Source organism: Gordonia sp. (in: high G+C Gram-positive bacteria), from assembly GCF_052106715.1.
Lineage (GTDB): Bacteria > Actinomycetota > Actinomycetes > Mycobacteriales > Mycobacteriaceae > Gordonia.
The window spans coordinates 35,966-57,599 of record NZ_JBQEDL010000004.1 but is presented as its reverse complement, the minus strand read 5'-3'; the positions used below and the strand labels follow the sequence as shown (position 1 = coordinate 57,599).

The window sequence follows — 21,634 nt, the reverse complement described above, 5'->3', positions numbered from 1 at the left end:
GCCGGGTCAGTGCGAGTCCTGCACTCTGAGGACCACTTTCCCGCCCGCCTGTCCGCTGGCGACCAGGCGCAGCGCGTCGACGGCGTCGGCAAGGGGAAACGTGTGCGCTATCGGGACGGTGAGTTCTTTTGTCGCGACGAGGTCGATGAGTTCGGATCGCATGGCGTTCCGGAATGCGGTGCTCTGCGGGTCCAGACCTGCGACCGCGACGAACCCGTTCTCCTGAGCCGCGGCCTTCGTTGCCGCGGTGATGATCCGAGACCGATCCGGCACGAGCGCCAACGACGCCTGCACGGCTTCGTCGGTACCGGTCAGGTCGAGGGCGGCCACGACTGGCTTCGAGGTGGCGGCGCGGAGCCGGTCCAGGAGTCCGGGTCCGTACGGGACCGCGCTCGCGCCGAAGCGTCGGACGGCGTCGAGTCGTGCCGGGTTCGCCGTGCCGATGACCGAGACGCCCGCTCGCGCGGCGAGTTGCAGCAGTGTGGCGCCGACGGCCCCGGACGCGCCGTGGACGACGATCGTGTCGCCGCTCTCGAGCGCGCTGCGGTGCAGCATGTCGGCGGCAGTCGTACCCGCCAGCAGCAGTCCGGCCGCGGAGACATCGTCGACCGAGCCGGGGAGCGCGAACGCGGTGTCGGCGGGGATGGTCGCCGATGTCGCGTAGCCGCCGTGAACGCGGAACGCGACGACGCGATCGCCCACCGCGAGCGGACCCGATCCACCGACCGAGTCCGGTCCGACGGCGTCGACGACGCCCGCGATCTCGTAGCCGATGGGCAGCGGAAACGAGGTCGCGCGGGCCACGTGCTTGAGGTCTGCGGGGTTGACGCCTGCCGCCGTGATCGTGACTCTGACCTGCCCTGATTCGGGTGTGGGAGCGGTGTAGTCGGTCAGCTGAAACTCGTTCAGACCACCTGTGCCCATCGCCTGCCACCGCTGACCTCGCATGGCCCGAGAGTAGGCTCATGCGCCCGCGTGCGCCGAAGACGCCCCGCGCCCATTAATGTGACCTGCATGACAAGCAACGTTGACGCGTCGAATCCAGATCTGGTGACGGTGGACGTCCCCACCCACTGGTACAACCTGGCCGCTGAGCTGGACACGCCGATCCCGCCGCACCTGCACCCGGGCACCAAGGAACCGGTGGGACCGGACGATCTCGCGGCGTTGTTCCCGGCGGGACTCATCGCCCAGGAGGTCTCGAGGGAGCCGTACATCGAGATCCCGGAGCCGGTCCGCGAGATCTACAAGATGTGGCGCCCCGCGCCGCTGATCCGTGCCCGCCGCTTCGAGGAGTCGCTCAACACGAAAGCGCGCATCTACGTCAAGTACGAAGGCGTCAGTCCAGTCGGCAGTCACAAGACGAACTCTGCTGTCGCGCAGGCGTATTACAACAGCATCGACGGCGTCAAGAAGCTGACGACGGAGACCGGAGCCGGACAGTGGGGCAGTGCCCTCGCATTCGCGGGCGCACAGTTCGGGATCGACGTCGAGGTCTGGCAGGTGCGTGCCTCCTACGATTCGAAGCCATACCGCGGCTTCCTTATTCGCACCTACGGCGGCACCTTGCATCCGAGCCCGTCCGACCTGACCGAGGCCGGCCGCGCGATGCTTGAGAAGGATCCGAACACCAGCGGCAGCCTCGGCATGGCCGTCTCGGAGGCCGTCGAGGTCGCCGCGAACAACGACGACACCCGCTATGCGCTCGGCAGCGTCCTGAACCACGTCGTCCTGCACCAGAGCGTGATCGGTCAGGAGGCCGTCGAGCAGCTGTACGCCGTCGAATCTGCCGGCGCCGACGTCGTCTTCGGTTGTGCCGGAGGCGGATCGAACCTCGCCGGACTATCGTTTCCGTTCATTCGGGAGAAGCTCAACGGTCGTAGCAGCCCGCGCATCGTCGCCGCCGAGCCCGCTGCATGCCCGTCGATCACGCAGGGCGAGTACCGCTACGACCACGGCGACGTCGCCGGACTCACCCCGTTGCTCAAGATGCACACCCTCGGCATGGACTTCGTCCCGGACCCGATCCACGCAGGCGGCCTGCGCTACCACGGCATGGCGCCCGCGTTGAGTCACACCGTGGAACTGGGACTCGTGGAGGGCACGGCGATCGACCAACACGACGCGTTCAGCGCCGGAGTTCAGTTCGCGCGCACCCAGGGCATCGTTCCCGCACCGGAGTCGACGCATGCGATCGCCGCGTGCGCCGCGCACGTAGCGAACAGCGACAAAGAAGAGGTGGTGGTCATCGGGTTGTCCGGACACGGCCAACTCGATCTTCCGTCGTATGCGAGCTTCCTCGACGGCGGCTTCTGATCAGGTAGCGCTGAGATCGCGCGGATGTCGGCGAGCGTCTCGTCCCAGCCGTAGATGATGTCGTCGTAGGTCAACCGCATGGTCAACCGCATGGTCATCCAGCCGTCGACGAGCGCACGGCGGTCGTCCGGGTCGCGTTCAGGTACGAGTCGCACGGCTATCCATTCGTCCGCGGTCAGGCATCGGACCGCGTACTTGAGTGCGATCGGAATCGGGTCGACGGGTTCGGTTGCCACGTGGACGGGTCCCTGCAGTGGGCGGCACGCACGATGTTTGCCCGTCATGCCGCGCGACCGCCGCAGATGGAGTTCACCCGCGTGACCCGGTGGCACCCACAAGTCGTAGATGGTCAGCGCGGACACGCAGGTGAGGACTCCGCCGTCCCGAACGGCCGCGGCCGTTGTCGTGTCGTGGAGGCGGGTGGCCAGCCACCCGTGACGGAGTTGCAGCAGATCGCCTGTTCGGACAGCGCGCCGGATGCCGTCGTCCGAATAGCCGAGCGTGCGCAACCGACGTCGTGTGTAGATCCCAGGGTCCTCCACGTCAGGTCAGACGCATCCGTCGACCGTTCGGTTCCACGACACTCCGACTCGAGTGGCGAGGTGCGAAGGTGTCGAAAGTCGGTGGGGATTCGCCGGTGGGCCGAATCACTGTTTAAGCTGGACGTATGTCGAAAGTGCTGAGCTCTCTGCCTATTGGGGAGCGCGTTGGAATCGCGTTCTCGGGTGGCCTGGATACGTCCGTCGCCGTTGCCTGGATGCGTGAGAAGGGCGCGATTCCCTGCACGTACACCGCTGACCTCGGTCAGGCCGACGAGCCGGACATCGCGTCTGTGCCCGGTCGCGCGGGTCAGTACGGTGCGGAGATCTCACGTCTGGTCGACTGCCGGTCGGCGCTCGTCGAAGAGGGCCTGGTGGCCCTGCAGTGCGGCGCGTTCCACATCCGGACGTCGGGAAAGACCTACTTCAACACCACGCCGCTCGGCCGCGTCGTCACCGGCATGCTGCTGGTCCGCGCCATGAAGGAGGACGGCGTCGATATCTGGGGCGACGGCTCCACCTACAAGGGCAACGACATCGAGCGGTTCTACCGCTACGGCCTCATGGCCAACCCGCAGCTGCGCATCTACAAGCCGTGGCTCGACACCGAGTTCGTCGACGAGCTCGGCGGACGCCACGAGATGAGCGAGTGGCTCACTGCACGCGACCTTCCCTACCGTGATTCGCAGGAGAAGGCGTACTCGACGGACGCCAACATCTGGGGCGCCACGCACGAGGCGAAGACCCTCGAGCACCTCGATCACGGCCTCGACGTCGTCGATCCGATCATGGGTGTCGCCGCATGGCGGGACGACGTCGAGGTCGCCACCGAAGACGTCTCGATCCGCTACGAGCAGGGACGTCCGGTCGCCATCAACGGCGAAGTGTTCGACGACGCCGTCGCGCTCGTCCTCAAGGCCAACGAGATCGGCGGCAGGCACGGTCTCGGTGTCTCGGACCAGATCGAGAACCGCATCATCGAGGCGAAGTCGCGGGGTATCTACGAGGCTCCGGGCATGGCGCTGCTGCACATCGGCTACGAGCGTCTGGTGAACGCGATCCACAACGAGGACACCGTCGCCAACTACCACAACGAGGGCCGTCGCCTGGGCCGCCTCATGTACGAGGGCCGCTGGATGGATTCGCAGGCGCTGATGCTCCGCGAATCGTTGGTTCGCTGGGTCGGGTCGGCCATCACCGGCGAGGTCACCGTCCGGCTGCGCCGCGGCGACGACTACCACTTCCTGAACACGCAAGGCGCCGGTTTGTCGTACCACCCGGACAAGCTGTCGATGGAGCGTGTCGGCGATGCCGCGTTCGGCCCGTCCGACCGCATCGGTCAGCTCACCATGCGCAACCTCGACATCGCGGACTCGCGGGCCCGCCTCGAGCAGTACGCGCAGCTCGGCGTCGTCGGCGGTGCGACTGCGGACCTCGTCGGCGAACTGTCGGTCGGCGGCGCGCAGGCTATCGCGGGCGGACAGCCCGAGGACGCCGCGTCGGAGTCCCTCGATCGCGCGGCGATCGATTCGGGCGTCGACTAGCGGCCCGAGGACCTGGAAACGAAAGGAGCGCATCGCCACGGCGATGCGCTCCTTTTCGCTTGCTGACGTTAGACGTTCACTCCGTAGTCGCGGGCGATGCCGCCGAGACCCGACGCGTAGCCCTGGCCGATGGCGCGGAACTTCCAGTCGGCGTTATGGCGGTAGAGCTCACCGAACAGCATCGCGGTCTCCGACGACGCGTCCTCGGTGAGGTCGTAGCGAGCCACTTCCGAGCCGTTCGCGCGGTTCACGACACGGATGAATGCGTTGCGGACCTGTCCGAACGACTGTCCGCGGACGTCCGCATCGTGAATGGAGACGGGGAAGACGATCGACTGGACGTTCGGCGGGACTGCGGCCAGGTCGACGTTGATCGACTCGTCGTCGCCGTCGCCCTCACCGGTCAGGTTGTCACCGGTGTGCTCAATCGCGCCGTCGGGCGAACGCAGGTTGTTGTAGAAGACGAAGTGCTGGTCCGAGAGCACCTTGCCGTCCGCACCGAGGATCAGTGCGCTGCCGTCGAGGTCGAAGTCGGCGCCGGTCGTGCTCCTCGCATCCCAGCCGAGGCCGATCGCGACCGACGTGAGGCCGGGGGCCTCCTTTGACAGGGAGACGTTTCCGCCCTTGCTCAGGCTGACGCTCATAGTGGAATGCCCTTTCTCTGCGCGGTGGCATCCGCCCGCGAACAGGCGCGAGCGGACGGGGTCGTTTCTACTGAATCATGCTGTTACCACTGAACCACGAGAAGTCGTTTCACGTGAATCGTACGAATGACGTCACTTCCCATTCGGGTTGCCAGACGCTTTGACAGCCAATGCTTTTCGCTTCGCACGCCGCCTGCCGAGAAGGTAGAAGTCGACGGCGACGCCGATCACGATGCCGACGATTACACCGATCAGGGTTGCGCCGCGGAAGCCGGGGCCGAGGAGGTCGAGCTGCAGGCGGCCGGCCTTCGCGCCCTGACCGCCGCCGATGGTGACGGCGAGGGTCAACAGGTTCGGGATCAACAGGAGCAGAGCGACGATGCCCATCAGCCACGAGCCGACGTTCTTCGAGGTCTTGCCGATCGAGAAGACCGCAAGGAGCCCGAGCATCAGTGGCACCGCGGAGCCCAGGATGCCGTAGAACAGACCCCACAGCGTGCCCGAGGTGAGACTCCGGTCGATGCGGGTGCCCATCCGCGTGCCCCACCAGTCGGGCAGGAGACGCTGCAGGATGAAGTAGGCGATCACGACGATGATCACGGTGCCGATGCCGAGGATCACCTTGTTCTTGGTGGACAGCGTAGGCAGCGACCATCGGCTGGACTTACTCGCGGTCGTCTCGGCCACGGGTTCCGGTGGGACATCGGGCAGTTCGCTCATATGACAACTGTGGCACAGACCGGCCTCTGATGGCGGGGGACTGGTCGGCGCCGCCCGATCAGCCGAGATACTGCGAGACGAATGGGATGGCCTTGTTCGCCGTCTTCCCGTTGAAGCCTTCGCCGATCGCACGCATCTTCCACGTGCCCGCCTCCCGGTGCACGATGGCCATCGTCACGCCGGTGAACGGCATGCCACCGGCCAGGGTGTAGCGGGCGAGCTCGGCGTTGGTGCTCTGATCGATCAGGCGGCAGTACGCGTTCTGCACCTCGGCGAACGTCTGGCCGCGGTACGACGTGACCACGAAGACGAGATTGTCCACGTGCGGCGGGATCGCCGCGAGGTTCACCGAGATCACCTCGTCGTCGCCGTCGCCCTCACCAGTCAGGTTGTCGCCGGAGTGGATGATCGACCGATCCTTCGACTTGAGATGACCGAAGTAGACGGTCTCCACGCACTGACCCTGCGAGAACATCAGGACCGACGCGTCCAGGTCGATCTCGCTGCTGCCGCCTCCGCCGAAGAAGCCGCGCTTGGGTCGGGGCACCGGATCCCAGCCGAGTCCCATCCAGATCTGGGTGAGATCGACGCCGCCCTCCTTCCGCAAGGAAACCTTCTGGCCCTTGACCAGCGAGACGGGGCGGTCCTTTGAGAGGCTGACCTCGGGAGCGGCGGCGGGCTGGGCAGGGGGCTGCTGACCGTATTGGGGCTGGCCGTACTGCGGATGAACGTATTGGGGTTGCGGCGCATAGCTCTGCTGCTGGGGAGCAGGCTGCTGTGGCGGTGCGTACTGCTGCTGGGGCGGGGTGTACGGCGGGGGAGTCGGAGCAGGAGCAGGAGCCGGGGCCGCAGGAGCAGGCTGGGCAGGGGGAGCAGGCGCGTCGTCCACCGAGACGCCGTGATCTCGGACCAAGTCGGCGAAACCACCGGCATACCCCTGGCCGACGGCGCGCACCTTCCACTGGCCGTTGCGCTGGTAGATCTCCACCGCGATCACCACGGATTCGCTGCTCAGGCCGTCCACCACGTAATCGAACAACGGCGAACCCGCAGCGTCGAACACGCGCGTCACCGGCGGGGCGAACTGACCGAAACTACGCGACGCATCGTCGAGCGTGATGATCGCCCGGACCGCCGCGATGTCGGCGGGAATACCGCTCGTCGAGATGTGCAGGCGGCCGTCGCGCAACTGCACGCCCGGTCCCGACGGCTGGTTGAAGAACACGAAGTCGGCGTCGCTGCGGACCTTACCGGTCTCGGTGACCAGGAGCCCGGACAGATCGGCGGGAGCAGCCACCTCGACCGAGACTACGATCTCCGGGCCCGGCAGCGGGGCATTCTGACCTTTGGCGAGTGATGACACGAGATACCTCTACTTCTCGGCGAATGCCGGATCGGAAACAGGATCGGTGGAGACGGGAGGAGCGGGAGCGGCGAATGCGCGTGCAGCGAACCAGGCGAGGATCTCCTCGGCGGCCGCCGCACCCGCGACGCGAGTGACTTTCAGGCCGGGGATCGTCCAGCCTGCGTCGTGGAGTTCGCCGTGACGCGGCCGGATCGCGTGATCGGCGAACTCGAGCAGGTCGGCATCCAGTCGGCCGTCACCGGCCGCGAGCACCGGAGCGTCGGTCGGTAGGACGCCCTCTTCGACGAGGCGGCGTCGGACCTCGGCGATCGCGGAGGACTTCGTGACGGCGACGGGCATCGCATAGATCTTCCGACCCTGCTGAGACACCGTCCAACCGCGAGGCGCACACCATTCTCGCCACGACGGAACGAAGTCCGGGGGCTGGCGGTCGGGATCGACGACGAGGTACACGAACAAGTCGTCCGCGATGCGGGTGGACTGCACCCACGAGTCGTCGATCCTGCTCAGCAAGTCGGCGTGCAGATCTGCGAGAGGAGCAGACCGCTCGGAGACGCGCTCGTGCAGACGCGCGCGCCAGAGCGCGTCGTCGTCGCCGTCGCACAGGATCCGCCCGCCGTTGGAGACCACCGCGTACCGGAACGGACCGCCCGGCAGCGAGATCCGCTCGAACTGCGCGCGGGTGCGGGTCGTGACCGGGACGACGTTGGTGTGCGCCGCCAGCGCGGTGAGGGCGTCGACGGCAGGCGCCGTCATGAAGCTGAGCGGTGCGTCGTTGTAGATCTCGACGCAGACGGGGGGTTTCGACCGCTCGGTTTGAAATCTCGACTCCGCTCGACCAGCAGATGAGAGCTCTGCTCGACCAGCGGATGGGAGCTCTGCTCGACCGGGAGATGGGGGTCTCGAATCCGCTCGACCGGCGTTAGTAACTGCAGAGCGCGAGTAGATCATGGTGCGGTCGAGGTCGGTCGCGATCAGGGCGTTCATACGTTCTCCTTGATCAGGCCGACGCATGAATAGGCGAGGTCGTCGATCACGTCGACGGGCACGCCGCGCTCGGCGGCGAGCATTCGGATGTGCTCGTGATCGGGCAGATCGGGTACGCGGACCAGGATCCGCCACGGGACGCGGCGCAGCAGGACGCGGGTGGTCTCACCGATCCCCGGTTTCACGAAGTTGATCGACGACAACTCGTACCGCTGCTGCATCGTCTCGACGGACGCCCAACCGTCCCACTGGGGGGTGCGATCGGAGTCCCGCAGGACGGCGGCATGCGCTACGGCGTCGTCGGCGACCGACGCGAACTCGGCTGCGACTGTGTCGAGGAACCGGTTCGAGACGTCGAACGGCGCGAGATCGCGATAGAACTTCGCACCGTGGAAATCGCCGGGCCCGATCAACTCGTCGTTCAACACGGTTCGCGAGACGAGCCCGGACACCGTCGAGTTGAGGCAGGCCGATGCGATCAGGAAGTCGTCCCGAGTCCCGAACAAGCGGGTGCACGAGCCGGGATCGGCGAGGACCGCGAGCTCGTCGTTCAACCGTGCGCCGCCCGCAGCCGCGTACTCGTCGAGCGCTGCGGTCAGCTCTCGCGCGATGGCGCCCTTACCCGTCCAGCCATCGACGAACACCACCGAATCGGGGTCGTGACGTGCGGCGATGTAGTCGAGTGCGACGGCGTCGATTCCGCGACCACGCACGATCGACACCCCGTAGTGGGCGGGCGTGATCCCGCGCGACCACCGCATCCAGCGCGCGATGAGGACACCGATCGGGGTGCCCGCACGCGCCAACGACACCAGCGTCGGGTTCGGCGACCGCTCGACCAGGATCAGTTCGGCGACAGTGCCGACCGCGAGCGCCAGACGTCGTGCCGACCCGGCCAGCGCCGCGTCGAACAGTTCCAGATAGTCCGCGCCCGGCTGGAACTCGATCGGCAGCGATTCCGCGTAATGCGCGAGACCCGCCTGGATACGACGTTCACGTTCGGCGAGATCGCCCTCCAGCGAGAACTCCGACAGATCCTTCAGCAGCCACGCGACCTCACCGGGAGCGTACGAGCCGAACTGCGGTCCGCGCAGCGGGTCGCCGACCGGCGCGGGTCGACTCGACGCATGCGCGCGGGCCGCGCTCAGTCGGGCCGGATCGGCCGAGGGGATTGTAACCACGACGACGCGGTGCCCGGCCGCGGTGAGCACGTCCAGGAGCCCGCCGTCCGCGCGCAACGCAGCAGTGTCGGCGGGATCGTCGATCACCAGCAGGACCGTGGGCGTCGCCGACGATCCCGGAGCGGCGACGTTGTAGAGGAACCGGCCGAGGTCGTCGATTCCCTCCGGGGAAGGGAACGAGAAGCCGCGTCGGAGCGGGTAGCCGTCCTCGTCGACGACGTGCGCAGGCGAGCGCGACGTGGTTTGGAACGCCGCGTCGACGCCCTGGTCGGCGAGCCGCTCGGCGATGCACAGCGGCAGATACATCAGCTCCTCGTGGCCGACGACAGTCACCGACTCGTCGACGGCGAGCACGCCGCGCAGCCCCGCAGCGAGATCGTCGACCGCCCGGTGGAACGCTGCGGTGTCGTCGGCGAGGAAGCCGTGCCTGCCGCCGTCCGGCACACACGCTGGCCAGGGCGCCGACACGAACTCGACGGGTCCGCGGTCGTCGCCTGTCGGATTCAGCTCGGCGGGCGCCAACGCGCACACCCGGGCGGTCAGGTCGTCGGGCAGGCTCACTCGGCCCGAGGCGAGCGCGACGAAGTCGACGGTGATTCCGATGCGGTCGGCGGTGGCGGCGCACTCGGCGTGATGCTCGGGTGAACGCATGTCGACGAGGGATGCGACCACGTATCGGTGATGGGGGTCGAGGCCGTGCAACGCCTCGATCGCTTCCAGGGCGGTTCGCCCGGTGCTGATCTCGTCGTCGACCAACACGACCGGGACCGTGGGCTCGGTGGCGAGGATGGCGGCGTCGGTCGGCTGCAGCAGATGGGTCGTCGCATGCGAGTGCCCTTCCTCGAACGAGCCGTGCACCGTCGCCGACGCGACCGCCCGCCGCGTCGAATGCAGGTAGCGGGCAGCTTCCATGCGCTCGGCGACGCAGTGGCCGAGCCCCGTCGCCGTCTCCGCGAAGCCGAGGACGGTGGCCGCCGCAGCGTCGTCGCCGAGGAGTTCGACCACGGCGTCGGCGAGCGCGTCGGCGGCCGCGCGTACTCGGGCGGGCGGCGTCGGTAGATGCTTGCCGAGCACCGTGGACACCAGCAGGTGTGCCCGTTTCGGGTTACGTCGCAGCCCGAGCTGCACCAGTGCGTCGACTCTGTCGCCGGAGACGGTGGCGCCGAACTCGGCGGTGACCCAGGATGCCGTGGTACTCGCGGTCACTCGCTGCTCCATTCGGTGAGGAGGTCGACGAAGTTGACGTCGGGGCGCGCCACCCCGAATACATGGGCTCGATCGAGCACGGCCAGCGCCCAATTGCGGTGTGGCTTGAGCTCGTTCATCTTATTGCGGTACGACGACGCCTGCGCGCCACCGCTGTCTCGGTAGAGGATGTCGAGCGCATCGGAGTACTCCTCGTCGGCGACGCACGACAATGCGTGCACCGCCCCCACGTGGACCGGATGGATGACGGTCTTGCCGGTGATCCCGTTCGCGCGATCCAACGCGATCTCGCGCAGGAGCCCGTCCATGTCGCGGCTGACCAGGTGCTGTCGGAAATACACGGCGTCGAGCTCGCGGAACGGTGTGTGCCGCAACGTGGGCGCGAACATCCGCTCGTGGTTGGCGAAGTACTCCCACACTGGTCCGGTGATCACGAAGCCGGTGCCGTCGGCCCGTCCGAGCATGTTGACGATCGCCGCGATCACGTCGGCCGCCACGCGCACGTCGTAGATCGTTACGTCGCGGTCGCGGCGGATCCCGAACAGCCCGCAGATGTCGGTAGCCCCGATCCGGACCGCCAGGACACGGTCACGATGCCGGTTCAAGACGTTGCGGATCGCGGTGAGCTCGGCGTCGCGGGTCTCCCGGTGGACGATGCGCGCAGACTCCAGTACCGGCATCGCGAACAGCGGTCTACCCAGGTCGACCGACGCCGCAGCGACCGCGTCCAATGCTGCTCCACCGGTGGACGCCTCGAACTTCGGAATGACGAAACCGGCGAGGCAGTGCCCGGTGTCGAGCGCGGCGGTGATCGTCTCGATCTGCGCGATCGATCGGATACGGACGAACAGCAGCATCCCCGACCAACCCTGCTCGGCGAACTCGGTGATCGCAGCGATGGTTCCGGCGAGGGCGAGCGCCTCGTCGTCGTCGGGGACGGCGTCCTCCAGATCGATGACCATCGAGGTGACACCCTCGGCGGCGCGACGCCGCACGAGGGCGGCCAGGTCAGGCCTGGTCGCGGGGACGTACAGGGTGGCGCCCAGCGCCACCGAGAGATGCGTGATCGGCGACTCGAGGGTCACCGGCTGGGGGCGGCATCGGAACAGACGCTCGCACTGCGCGTCGTCGAGATGCGAGAAATGAGTGATTCCTCGGGTCGTGGCTCGCTCGGTCACGGTCATCTCCTTTCGGGGAGGCGCGTCAGTGGCGCGCGACCTGCTCGCGCATCCGAGTGATGATCTCGGTGATGCGGCTGTCGACGGCACGCAACTGGGTGAGGTAGCTCCAATAGTCGGGGTGGATGCGTTCGAGGGTCGTCGCCGCACGGTCGATGCGATCGCTTTGTGCGTCCAGGACCGACCCCCATTCGCGTTCCAGTCCGTGACCGAGGGCGAAATGCTGCGCGTCGCGCACCCGGAACCGCACCTGCGCCGACGCCTCCACCGGGTCGTGACGCACCTCGCGTAGATCGGTCAGGCGGTCGAAGGCGCGGTCGAGTTCGTCGTCCGCGTGGGTCAACAGGGTCCGTGCCCGCTCGGTGGCGGCGAGCGCCTCGTCGGGCGCCCCCGACACCAGCGATCGGGCGCGATCGAGTTCTGTCGTCGCCGCCGCGAGGTCGGCGCGCACGTCGTCCGGCGTCGAGACCAGGTCTGCCGAGCATTCGGCGCTGAACTCGCGGAGCAGCGACGACACCACCGCGGGGATCTTCTCCAGACGGGTGGTGACGGCCTGCCGCCGGGTGTCCAGTGACCGGATGGTGCGGTCTGCGTCCGCGGCCATGTTCGGTGCCTTGTCGAGCAACTGCTGCACGTTCGTGGCCGCGGCGACAACGGCCTCGCCGGTTTGTCGGCGATCCGTGATCCCCGAGGCCGCCTCGAATGCCGACAGATTCTGGGCGAGGGCATCGGCAGCCGCCCGTACCGACGTCAGGCCGACGTACTCGGATCGTGCGGAGTCGAGTGCGGCGAGCGCGCTCGTGGCCGCCACCCGCGCATCGCGATCGGCCTGCTCGGCGCCCGCGACCGCGGCCTTTCCCGCGTTCAACGCACGGCTGTGCGTCCGACCGAAACGATCCAGTGTCGCCGACACCTGGGCGAATCCGCGCAGACAGTTGTCGACCGCGGGAGGTGTCGCCTCGGGCGACCCTTCTGCGGAGACCGTCAAGTACTGCGTGATGACCCCGTCGTACTGGTCGCGCACCGCATCCCATTCGGCAGGCGGGATGGACCCGGGCGACACCGCGCGGGCGGCGCGCACCGCCGGCGCGATCTGACCCATCGTCGACTCACAGGCGAAGAACGCGTCCGTCAACGCCGCGAGCTGCGCCGGGGTGGCGCGATCAGCTTGCGGTCGCCTGCCGAACAGGCTGCGGCGCGGGTTGCTGGGCACTCTTCGATGCTATCGACTACCAGCGGTGATCACCGGGTCAGCCGGCGGGAGCCCCGGCCGACCGCAGTAGTCACTTCTTCCCCGCAGTCCACTTCATGCCGAACCCGTACGCGGCGTCGACGTCGCGTTGCGCGCCGCGGATGTAGCGGACCTCTCGCTGCACCTGCATCTCGCCGTCCACGTTGGTGAGCATCGCGATGGCGCACGAGATCGCTTTGTCGTCTGCCGAGTCCAGTCGGACTTCGACCTGTGGGCCGGAGGTCGGCATCAGCGTGACCGCGCCGTTCGCGGCGGACCAGTTCGGGGCGCCCTCGTAGATGTAGGCGAAGATCAGCACTCGCCGGAAACGATTCACGTCGCCGAGGTTGATGTGCAGGTTCTCGCCACCCTCCGAGCCGCCGCTGCGGTCGTCGCCGTCCAAGAAGATGAACGGTGGACGATTCAGGTCGCCGAACGAATTGCCGAGCGCCTGGACGACGCCCTTGGACCCGTCTGCCAGCTCGTACATCGCGGCCAGGTCGAGGTCTACGGCCGTGTTCCGCTTGAAGAATCCGCGCGACGGAGCCGACTGCGTCCAGTTCAAGTTCACGCGCATCGTGCCCTGGGACTCGCCCCGCTTGGTGAGCGACACCGACGGGGTGTCCTTGTCGAGTGTCACTTTGTTCATGTTCACAGCCATGATCTGCCGTCCTATTTCGCTTCTACGTCGAGAAGTTCGTTGGTGAGTCCGTCGTCATTCGCCTCACGTCGTTTGCGGATGACGCTGGTGACGAGTGCGGCGGCGATCAGGACCACGCCGACGAGCCCGGTGATGACCTCGGGGACTGGGGTCCCGATCGAGTACATGAGGATGAACGCCAGCGCACCGATCGCCCAGTGGGCGCCGTGCTCGAGGTAGACGTACTCCGACAGCGTGCCCTTGCGGACCAGGTACACGGTCAGCGAACGGACGAACATCGCACCGATCAGACCCAGGCCGAGCGCGATGATGATCGGGTCCGCGGTGATCGCGAACGCGCCGATCACGCCGTCGAACGAGAACGATGCGTCCAGGACCTCGAGGTACAGAAACAGGAAGAAGCCGGCTTTGCCGGTCGCCTTGACCAGATCGGACGGACCTGACGAGGGTTCGTCCTCATCGTCGGTGTTGAACATCTCGCCGAGTCCGTTGACGACGATGTAGGTGATCATGCCGAGTGCGCCGGCGATCATGACCGTGCTCGCCTCGCCCTCATGAGCGATGAAGCTCGCGGTGATCACGAGAACGCCGGTGGCGATAACGACGTTGAGCATGTCGAGCTTGCCGATGCGGATCAGTGGCCGCTCGATCCACGAGAGCCAGGTGATCTCCTTGTCCTCGAAGATGAAGCCGAGGAACAGCATGAGCAGGAACATGCCGCCGAACGCCGCGATCTGCGGGTGGGCGTCAGTGATGATCGTCTCGTAGCTCGGATCGCCGTTGGCGAAGTGCGAGGCGTCATTCGCAGGCGGGTTCAGCGCCAGATCGAGGGCGTCGACCGGGTTGAGCCCTGACGCCAGCCAGACGATGACCAGCGGGAACAGCACGCGCATGCCGAACACGGCGATCAAGATGCCGATGGTGAGGAAGATCTTCTGCCAGAAATCGCTCATGCGACGGAGCACAGTGGCATTGATGACGGCGTTGTCGAACGAGAGCGAGATCTCGAGGATGCCGAGGATCAGGGTCAGAAGCAGAGCTTCGGGGCCGCCGTAGATGAACGCCACCACCAGCGAGACGATGGTAATGAGGAACGACAGACCGAATATTCGGAGGATCACGTGCGGTGACGGCCTTTCAGGAGAATGGTCGGCGCGCATCCCCTACGAGAAGAGTCTGCAGCGGCCGGGCGCCGTCGCGGGCGCACCGCCGAGATCGGCGACGCGCCCGCGGCAGCGGTACTGGTCGAGTGCGTCAGACGTTGACGCCGAAATCGCGGGCGATGCCCGCGAGTCCGGAGGCGTACCCCTGGCCGATGGCACGGAACTTCCACTCCGCGCCGTTGCGGTAGAGCTCACCGAACACCATCGCGGTCTCGGTCGACGCGTCCTCGGTGAGGTCGTAGCGGGCGATCTCCGAGCCGTTGGCGCGGTTGACGACGCGGATGAACGCGTTGCGGACCTGCCCGAACGACTGGCTGCGGGCGTCGGCGTCGTAGATCGAGACGGGAAAGACGATGGAGTCGACCTCGGGCGGAACGGCGGCCAGGTCGATGTTGATCGCTTCGTCGTCGCCGTCGCCCTCACCGGTGGTGTTGTCGCCGGTGTGCTCGATGGAGCCGTCGGGCGAACGGAGGTTGTTGAAGAACACGAAGTGCTGGTCGGAGACGGCCTTTTTATCGGTCTTGAGCGCGATGGCGCTGCCGTCCAAGTCGAAATCGGTGCCCGTGGTGGTGCGGACATCCCAGCCTAGGCCGATGGTGACGGCGGTCAGTCCGGGGGCCTCTTTCGTCAGGGAGACGTTGCCGCCCTTGGTCAAGCTCACACCCATGTGCATTCCTTTCAATCGGCGAGCTGGCTGCTCGGGTTGGACGCGCGCCCCGAAGCCCGGTGCAGCGTCACTGTAACGGCGTCTGACGATGTCAGGTTGTACGAGAAGTCGGTCGTGTGAACGAGGGCGCGCCTTCCGAGAGGTCCGAAACGCGAGAGGCCCGAAACGTCCGCCTGCCGCCCTCATTTCCCCAGATTAGCGTGAACTCACCGTGTCGGCATGGGGGTCATTCCCCAGATGCCGACCAAGAATGAGACTGTTTCTCGGATCAGTCCCATTTTGGGGCCTCCGGGTGGTACATGTCACAGGGGCGTCGAGTGGTGCGGACGCTGAATCCACGGACGAGGAATCCATGAACGACGTAGGCGAGTCGATCACGCGCAGAACAGCCTTGAAAGGCGCCGCGGCCGCGGCGGTGGCGACCGGAGTGCTGGCGACGAGCCCGCTTGCGTCGTACGCGCACGCCGCCCCTCGGACCCGGGCCAGACGCGAGGTAGCGATCTTCGGTGGTGGGATGGCCGGCCTGTCGGCGGCCCACGAACTGATCGAGCGCGGGTTCACGGTGACCGTCTACGAGCCGAGCAGGCTCGGTGGCAAGGCGTTCAGTCACGACGTGCCCGGTACCGCGAAGGGAGGCCGCGAGGCGCTGCCGGGCGAACACGGGTTCCGCTTCTTCCCCGGTTGCTATCAGCATGTCCCGGACACGATGGAGCGCATCCCGGTGCCGGGCGGCGGCAACGTCCGCAGCAGACATCTGGTGAATGTCGAGACCGCCCTCGTCGCGTTCGACGACGCCGGGTACGCGCCGACGACGACCCCCACGTCCGCGATCGGCATGATCGAGCACGCGGGCCCGATCGTTGATCTGGATAATCTGCGCAACGCGCTCACCACCGGTTTGAGCTTCGTCCGCGACATCTCACCACTGGAACTCGCCTACTTCGTCAATCGCGAACTGATCTTCGCGACCAGCTGCGACGAACGACGGTACGGGCAGTGGGAGAAGATGTCGTGGCGCGAGTTCGTGAAAGCCGACAGCAAGTCGCCCGCGTATCGGCGCTACCTCGCCGGGGCACTCACCCGCGCGCTCGTCGCGGCCAAGTCCGAGACCGCGTCGGCCCGCACCATCGGCTCCATCGGCCTGGCGCTCGCCACGTCGGCCACCGGACTGGTGCCGCAGTACGAGACCGGTCCGATCTTCGGCGGCGTCGACCAGGTCCTCAACGCGCCGACCAGCCACGCGTGGATCGACCCGTGGGTCGCCTACCTCACACGGCGAGGCGTCACCTTCGCCATGAACCAGAGCGTCGCCGCGTTCGACTACGCGGGCGGCCGGATCACCGGTGCGCGACTGGCGTCGGGAGCGACGGTCAACGCCGACTGGTACGTCGCGGCGATGCCGATCGATCGCCTCGGCCCGCTGCTGAGTCCGACACTGTTGGCGGCCGATCCGTCGCTTCGCGGCATCGGGAAGCTGAACGACGACTGGATGGTCGGCATCCAGTTCTATCTGTCACGGCGCAGCGAGCTGCCGCCCGGCCACATCGCTGCGCTCGGCACCCCGTGGGCGTTGACCGGACTGTTCCAAGCGAAGCCGTGGGGTGTCGACTTCGCGAAGAAGTACGGCGACGGTCGTGCCCGTGACTGTCTGTCCATCGACATCTCCGACTGGGAGAAGCCGGGAGTCCTCTACGGTAAACCGGCCAAACGCTGCACCAAGAAGGAGATCGCCAAGGAGGTCTGGGCGCAGATGAGCCGCGCCATGAATGCGGGTGGAAAGAAGATCCTTCGCGAGGAGGAGATCGTTGCCTGGTCGCTCGACCCCGGGATCAGTTGGACGCCGAAGATCACCAACGCGACGCCGCTCATGGTCAACACCGCCGGGTCGTACGAGCACCGCCCGCACGCCTACACGAAGATCCCCAACTTCTTCATCGGCGGCGACCACGTCCGCACCAACATCGATCTCGCGACTATGGAAGGCGCCAACGAGGCGGGCAGGCGCGTCGCGAATGCGATCATCGCCGCGTCCGACAGCCCGGCGAAAGACGCTGCGGTGCATCCACTGTGGGAACCGTCGTTCCTCGCGCCGTTGAAGGCAGAAGATCGTAAACGCTATCGGTCCGGGCAGCGGCACGTGCTCGACGTCTGACGATTCGTCGGGTCGTTCGAACGGTTCACACGCACGGCATACCGCTGCGCAGATGCCGGTGATGGGCATTACGCTCCACTCGACGACGCCCTCGAGGGGTTGGCGTCGGACAGAGAGTCGGAGTCTAAAAGGAGCGCCACGGATGTAGCCGTTCAACCAGGATCCCGGACCGGGGGTCCAGCCGCAGGGGCAGGCGGGCCCGATGCCCGGGTATCCGCCGATGGCGCCTGGGCCGCGTCGACCACTCGACATCGGCCCGATCGCATCCGCCGCCACTGCGGTCGCGGGCGTGATCGTGCTGTTCTGCTCGCTGCTCGACCTGTACTCGATCACTGTCGACCCCGGAGCGGTCGACGACTCGGTGAACGGGACCGTCGATGTCGGGATGGGCTTCTACACGATCGTGCCTTTCAACGCGCCCGTCGTGGCGCTCGCCATCCCCATCCTGATGCTGATCGCCGCGGTGACAGCGATTCCCGGTGTCCTCGGTCGTCGGCAGGGCTCGCTCGTGTCGGCCGTCAGCGCGATCGGGGCCACCCTCCTCGGCCTGATCATGATGATGTCCAACCCGCTTCCCGACGTCGCCATCACCGGTGATCTCGAGAAGGAGGCGACCCCGGAGATGAAGAAGATGGGCGCAGATTCGGTCGGTGACCTCTTCGACCGCGTCGTCGACGTCGGGCCGGGCGCAGGCCTCATCGTCGCGGTCGTGTTCGGGTTCCTCGCCTCGGCCGCCGCAGGCGTCGCGTACTGGCGCAACGGGACCGATCAGCCGCAGCAGAACGGGTTCGGGCACACCGCGTTCGGTCCCATCGGGCCGCAGTCGGGTGCGTTCGCTCCGATGCCCGTAGCGCAGGGGCCTGCGCCGATGACGGGGTGGGGGCAGGCCCCACAGCCACAGCAGCCGCCGACCGGCGGCCCGGGAATGCCGTGAGTCGCGCGCGGATCGTCGCGGCCGTCACCGCGGTGCTCGGACTCGTCGGTCTCGGCCTGACGATGCTGCCGCTGATCTCGGTCAGCGTCAGCGGACGACTCCTCATGTCGCTCGGGGATGACGACTATCTGACGTATCTGATCTTCGGGGGCGCCTCGTCGTTGACCGACTACTGGGAGCAGGGCTGTGAGCGGTCGGGCAAGTACTGCGAGAACTCGGGCGGCGCCCACGTCGACGTGAGCGGCTACGACCTGATCGTCTCCGGCTATGCGGTAGGCGCACTCATCCCGATCGTGTTGGCGCTCGGGGTCGCGGCCGGTGCGCTGTACGCGTCGCGCGGCCGGGACCGACGGGTCTTCACGTTCCTCGCCCTGGCCAGCGCGGCGGCGCTGTTCGTGCTGCTGTTCACGTGGTTCAACCCGGGCGCGGCGATTTCCGGAACGGGTTCGATGGGGCAGTTCGACGACGCCACGACCACTGATGGCAACTCGGAAGTGACGATGTCCGTCGGCCCGGGCCTCTACCTTCCGGCGATCGACCTTACGGTGATCTTCGCTCTCACGACGTGGCAGGCCGTCGCATCGTCGCATCTGTCGATCCGACCGCGTCCCCGGCCACAGGGCTTCCCGAGGTCTGCACCGCCCGCGCCGGTCGGAGGCTGACCGAGTCGGACGCGCGAACCTTTGTGCTCGACGGTGTCCCTGGGACACCGTCGAGCACAACGTTCAGGGATCTGCCGAAGTGGCGCTACTAGTCGGCGCCGATGATGAAGGCTTCGAGCTGCTGGCGCGCGACGTCGTCGGCGATCTGCTCGGGCGGGCTCTTCATCAGGTAGGCCGAGGCGGGGAGGATCGGACCACCGAGGCCGCGGTCCTTGGCGATCTTCGCGGCGCGGACGGCGTCGATGATGATGCCCGCCGAGTTCGGCGAGTCCCAGACCTCGAGCTTGTACTCGAGGTTCAAGGGGACGTCACCGAAGGCGCGGCCCTCCAGGCGGACGTAGGCCCACTTGCGGTCGTCGAGCCATGCGACGTAGTCCGACGGTCCGATGTGCACGTTCTTGTCGTTGATCTTGCCCGACAGCGAACCGGTCAGGTTGCTGGTGACGGCCTGGGTCTTGCTGACCTTCTTCGACTCCAGGCGCTCACGCTCAAGCATGTTCTTGAAGTCCATGTTGCCGCCGACGTTCAACTGGTACGTGCGGTCGAGGGCTACGCCGCGGTCCTCGAACAGCTTCGCCATCACCCGGTGGGTGATGGTGGCGCCGACCTGGCTCTTGATGTCGTCGCCGACGATCGGGACGCCCGCGTCGGCGAACTTCTTGGCCCACTCCGGGTCGGAGGCGATGAAGACGGGCAGGGCGTTGACGAAGGCGACGCCCGCGTCGATCGCACACTGTGCGTAGAACTTGTCGGCCTGCTCCGAGCCGACCGGAAGGTAGCTCACCAGGACGTCGGCGCCCGAGTCCTTGAGTGCCTTCACGACGTCGACGCCGTCGCCGTCGGCCTCGGTGATCGTCTCCTTGTAGTACTTGCCGAGCCCGTCGAGCGTGTGGCCGCGCTGCACCGGAACGTTCAGCGGGGCGACGTCCGTGATCTTGATGGTGTTGTTCTCGCTGTTGTTGATCGCCTCGGCGAGGTCGAAGCCGACCTTCTTGGCATCGACATCGAACGCGGCGACGAACTCGACGTCGCGGACGTGGTAACCGCCGAACTTGACGTGCATGAGGCCGGGCACGGTCGCGTTCTCGTCTGCGTCCTTGTAGTAGTGCACGCCCTGGACCAAGGATGAGGCGCAGTTACCCACGCCGACGATGGCCACGCGCACGCTGTTGGTTTCACCCATGGTCGGGCTCTCCTTCTTTCTGTGGCGATACGGCGGAATGCGGTACCGCCGTTTCATTTCCTTCTTCGATGCCGTCGCCGTTGGTCGGCGGTTCGGCATGCAAATCTTGCGACTCCGCTGATGCCTCGTCGGCGATCAGCTTGTTGAGCCATCGGACCTCGCGTTCGGAGGTCTCCAAGCTCAGTTCGTGCATCTGCCGCGTGTAGTGGTCGTTGCCCCGCGACGAGCGTCCGAGCATGTCGCGCAGACCCTCGCGACGCTCCTCGACCTGGCGACGTCGACCCTCCAGAATCCGCATCCGCGCGACGGCGGGCGTTCGGCTGAAGAATGCGAGATGCACGCCGAACCCGTCGTCGGTGTAGTTCTGCGGTCCCGTGTCGGCGACCAACTCGCTGAATCGAGCCTCCCCCTGGGGGGTCAGACGGTAGACGCGGCGACCGCGGCGAACCTTGGTGACGGTCACCGTCTCCGGCTCGTCCTCAGTGATCAAGCCATCGGCGCGCATCCGACGCAGGGTCGGATACAGCGAGCCGTAGCTGAACGCGCGGAACGCGCCCAACAGGCCGGTCAGACGCTTTCGCAGCTCGTAGCCGTGCATCGGCGCTTCGAGAAGAAGGCCCAACACGGCCATTTCGAGCACGGCGGACCCCTTTCGACGCGTTGTGACGGCTAGATGCAATCCTCAATGTATCGCATCGATATATTTGATGCCGAATTGCGCGGGTGCTTCTGGTCTTTGATCTCCATCACAGCGGCATTCGCGGACGCTGCGCGTCTACGCTGGGAGCCGTGCAGCGCCAACTCGTCGACTACGCCCTCGCGCGGCGTAGCGTCCTGGCCCGCCTACGAGCGGGCCAGATGGCGCTGTCAGAAGTCTGCGACGGCGACCCGTACCTGCTTCGAGCTGCGAAATTCCACGGCAGGAGCACCGAGCGGACGTGCCCGGTGTGCCGCAAGGAGCAGGTCACGTTGGTGTCGTGGGTGTTCGGCGGAACCGGTGGAGCGCCGGCTGGTACCGCCCGCAGTGAATCGGAGATAGCGGCACTCGCGGCGTCGTCTCCCGAGTTCACCGTGCATGTCGTCGAAGTGTGCCGGACGTGCCACTGGAACTATCTGATCCAGTCGTACGTTGCCGGTGTGCCTCGACCCGCAACGAAGCGGCGACGGGTAGCGAAATAGTCGGCGAAGAGCGATACAGACGGTAGGAACGGTCTCCGTGTGACCCGGTCGGTGCCGTGCAGAGTTGGCAGCAGCGCTGCTGTGCGTCAAAGTTGTGAAGACAGTTCTACACGGGCTGACG

19 protein-coding genes are annotated in these 21,634 nt (G+C 66.7%); 6 read left to right on the top strand and 13 right to left on the bottom strand.

Annotated elements, in window-relative coordinates; translation table 11 throughout:
- Positions 1–6: 6 nt before the first annotated feature.
- Positions 7–948, bottom strand: a complete 942-nt coding sequence (locus ACTIMF_RS03240; RefSeq protein ID WP_442348839.1) for a quinone oxidoreductase family protein — start codon at positions 946–948, stop codon at positions 7–9.
- A 66-nt stretch (positions 949–1,014) separates the two neighbouring features.
- Between ACTIMF_RS03240 and ACTIMF_RS03235 the strand changes: the two genes are divergently transcribed.
- Both ACTIMF_RS03235 and argG read left to right on the top strand, forming a co-directional pair.
- The gene (locus ACTIMF_RS03235; protein WP_442348838.1) at positions 1,015–2,316 is read left to right on the top strand and encodes a TrpB-like pyridoxal phosphate-dependent enzyme; all 1,302 of its coding nucleotides are present in this window, start codon (positions 1,015–1,017) and stop codon (positions 2,314–2,316) included.
- A gap of 667 nt (positions 2,317–2,983) precedes the next feature.
- Positions 2,984–4,399: an argininosuccinate synthase gene (gene argG / locus ACTIMF_RS03230; RefSeq protein WP_442348837.1), complete on the top strand. Its 1,416-nt coding sequence runs from the start codon at positions 2,984–2,986 to the stop codon at positions 4,397–4,399.
- Between the two features lie 68 nt (positions 4,400–4,467).
- On the opposite strand, the gene ACTIMF_RS03225 is transcribed toward argG, so the two are convergent.
- The 10 genes from ACTIMF_RS03225 to ACTIMF_RS03180 form a co-directional block, all read right to left on the bottom strand.
- Positions 4,468–5,043 (bottom strand): TerD family protein, encoded by a 576-nt coding sequence (locus tag ACTIMF_RS03225; RefSeq protein ID WP_442348836.1) that lies wholly within the window; start codon positions 5,041–5,043, stop codon positions 4,468–4,470.
- A gap of 132 nt (positions 5,044–5,175) precedes the next feature.
- The gene (locus ACTIMF_RS03220) at positions 5,176–5,763 is read right to left on the bottom strand and encodes a permease (RefSeq protein ID WP_442348835.1); all 588 of its coding nucleotides are present in this window, start codon (positions 5,761–5,763) and stop codon (positions 5,176–5,178) included.
- A 58-nt stretch (positions 5,764–5,821) separates the two neighbouring features.
- The gene (locus ACTIMF_RS03215) at positions 5,822–7,126 is read right to left on the bottom strand and encodes a TerD family protein (protein WP_442348834.1); all 1,305 of its coding nucleotides are present in this window, start codon (positions 7,124–7,126) and stop codon (positions 5,822–5,824) included.
- A 9-nt stretch (positions 7,127–7,135) separates the two neighbouring features.
- Entirely contained in the window at positions 7,136–8,116 is a 981-nt protein-coding gene (locus ACTIMF_RS03210; RefSeq protein ID WP_442348833.1) for an HAD family hydrolase, read from the bottom strand.
- Positions 8,113–10,515 carry a phosphoribosyltransferase gene (locus tag ACTIMF_RS03205; protein WP_442348832.1) on the bottom strand — a complete coding sequence of 801 codons (2,403 nt, stop codon included), beginning with the start codon at positions 10,513–10,515 and terminating at the stop codon, positions 8,113–8,115. The genes ACTIMF_RS03210 and ACTIMF_RS03205 overlap by 4 nt, the downstream gene beginning before the upstream one ends.
- Positions 10,500–11,687, bottom strand: a complete 1,188-nt coding sequence (locus ACTIMF_RS03200) for an HpcH/HpaI aldolase/citrate lyase family protein (protein WP_442348831.1) — start codon at positions 11,685–11,687, stop codon at positions 10,500–10,502. Before ACTIMF_RS03200 ends, ACTIMF_RS03205 begins: the two co-directional genes overlap by 16 nt.
- A gap of 19 nt (positions 11,688–11,706) precedes the next feature.
- Entirely contained in the window at positions 11,707–12,894 is a 1,188-nt protein-coding gene (locus ACTIMF_RS03195) for a hypothetical protein (RefSeq protein ID WP_442348830.1), read from the bottom strand.
- Between the two features lie 70 nt (positions 12,895–12,964).
- Complete coding sequence (locus ACTIMF_RS03190; protein ID WP_442348829.1) at positions 12,965–13,573, bottom strand: TerD family protein; 609 nt, start codon at positions 13,571–13,573, stop codon at positions 12,965–12,967.
- Positions 13,574–13,584: 11 nt separating this feature from the next.
- A complete protein-coding gene (locus tag ACTIMF_RS03185; protein ID WP_442348828.1) occupies positions 13,585–14,694 on the bottom strand; it encodes a DUF475 domain-containing protein in 1,110 nt (369 codons plus the stop codon).
- A gap of 133 nt (positions 14,695–14,827) precedes the next feature.
- The gene (locus tag ACTIMF_RS03180; RefSeq protein ID WP_442348827.1) at positions 14,828–15,403 is read right to left on the bottom strand and encodes a TerD family protein; all 576 of its coding nucleotides are present in this window, start codon (positions 15,401–15,403) and stop codon (positions 14,828–14,830) included.
- A gap of 352 nt (positions 15,404–15,755) precedes the next feature.
- On the opposite strand from ACTIMF_RS03180, the gene ACTIMF_RS03175 reads away from it, so the two are divergent.
- The 3 genes from ACTIMF_RS03175 to ACTIMF_RS03165 all read left to right on the top strand — a co-directional run bounded on the left by ACTIMF_RS03175 (position 15,756) and on the right by ACTIMF_RS03165 (position 19,151).
- The gene (locus tag ACTIMF_RS03175; RefSeq protein ID WP_442348826.1) at positions 15,756–17,555 is read left to right on the top strand and encodes a hydroxysqualene dehydroxylase; all 1,800 of its coding nucleotides are present in this window, start codon (positions 15,756–15,758) and stop codon (positions 17,553–17,555) included.
- A 202-nt stretch (positions 17,556–17,757) separates the two neighbouring features.
- A complete protein-coding gene (locus ACTIMF_RS03170) occupies positions 17,758–18,489 on the top strand; it encodes a hypothetical protein (protein WP_442348825.1) in 732 nt (243 codons plus the stop codon).
- Entirely contained in the window at positions 18,486–19,151 is a 666-nt protein-coding gene (locus ACTIMF_RS03165) for a hypothetical protein (RefSeq protein ID WP_442348824.1), read from the top strand. Before ACTIMF_RS03170 ends, ACTIMF_RS03165 begins: the two co-directional genes overlap by 4 nt.
- Before the next feature lie 88 nt (positions 19,152–19,239).
- On the opposite strand, the gene ACTIMF_RS03160 is transcribed toward ACTIMF_RS03165, so the two are convergent.
- Together ACTIMF_RS03160 and ACTIMF_RS03155 are read right to left on the bottom strand one after the other, a co-directional pair.
- On the bottom strand, positions 19,240–20,334 hold the full coding sequence (locus tag ACTIMF_RS03160) for an inositol-3-phosphate synthase (RefSeq protein WP_442348823.1): 1,095 nt from the start codon (positions 20,332–20,334) through the stop codon (positions 19,240–19,242).
- Entirely contained in the window at positions 20,327–20,974 is a 648-nt protein-coding gene (locus ACTIMF_RS03155; protein WP_442348822.1) for a PadR family transcriptional regulator, read from the bottom strand. Before ACTIMF_RS03155 ends, ACTIMF_RS03160 begins: the two co-directional genes overlap by 8 nt.
- A 149-nt stretch (positions 20,975–21,123) precedes the next feature.
- Between ACTIMF_RS03155 and ACTIMF_RS03150 the strand changes: the two genes are divergently transcribed.
- Positions 21,124–21,513: a DUF5318 family protein gene (locus ACTIMF_RS03150; RefSeq protein WP_442348821.1), complete on the top strand. Its 390-nt coding sequence runs from the start codon at positions 21,124–21,126 to the stop codon at positions 21,511–21,513.
- Positions 21,514–21,634: the final 121 nt, after the last annotated feature.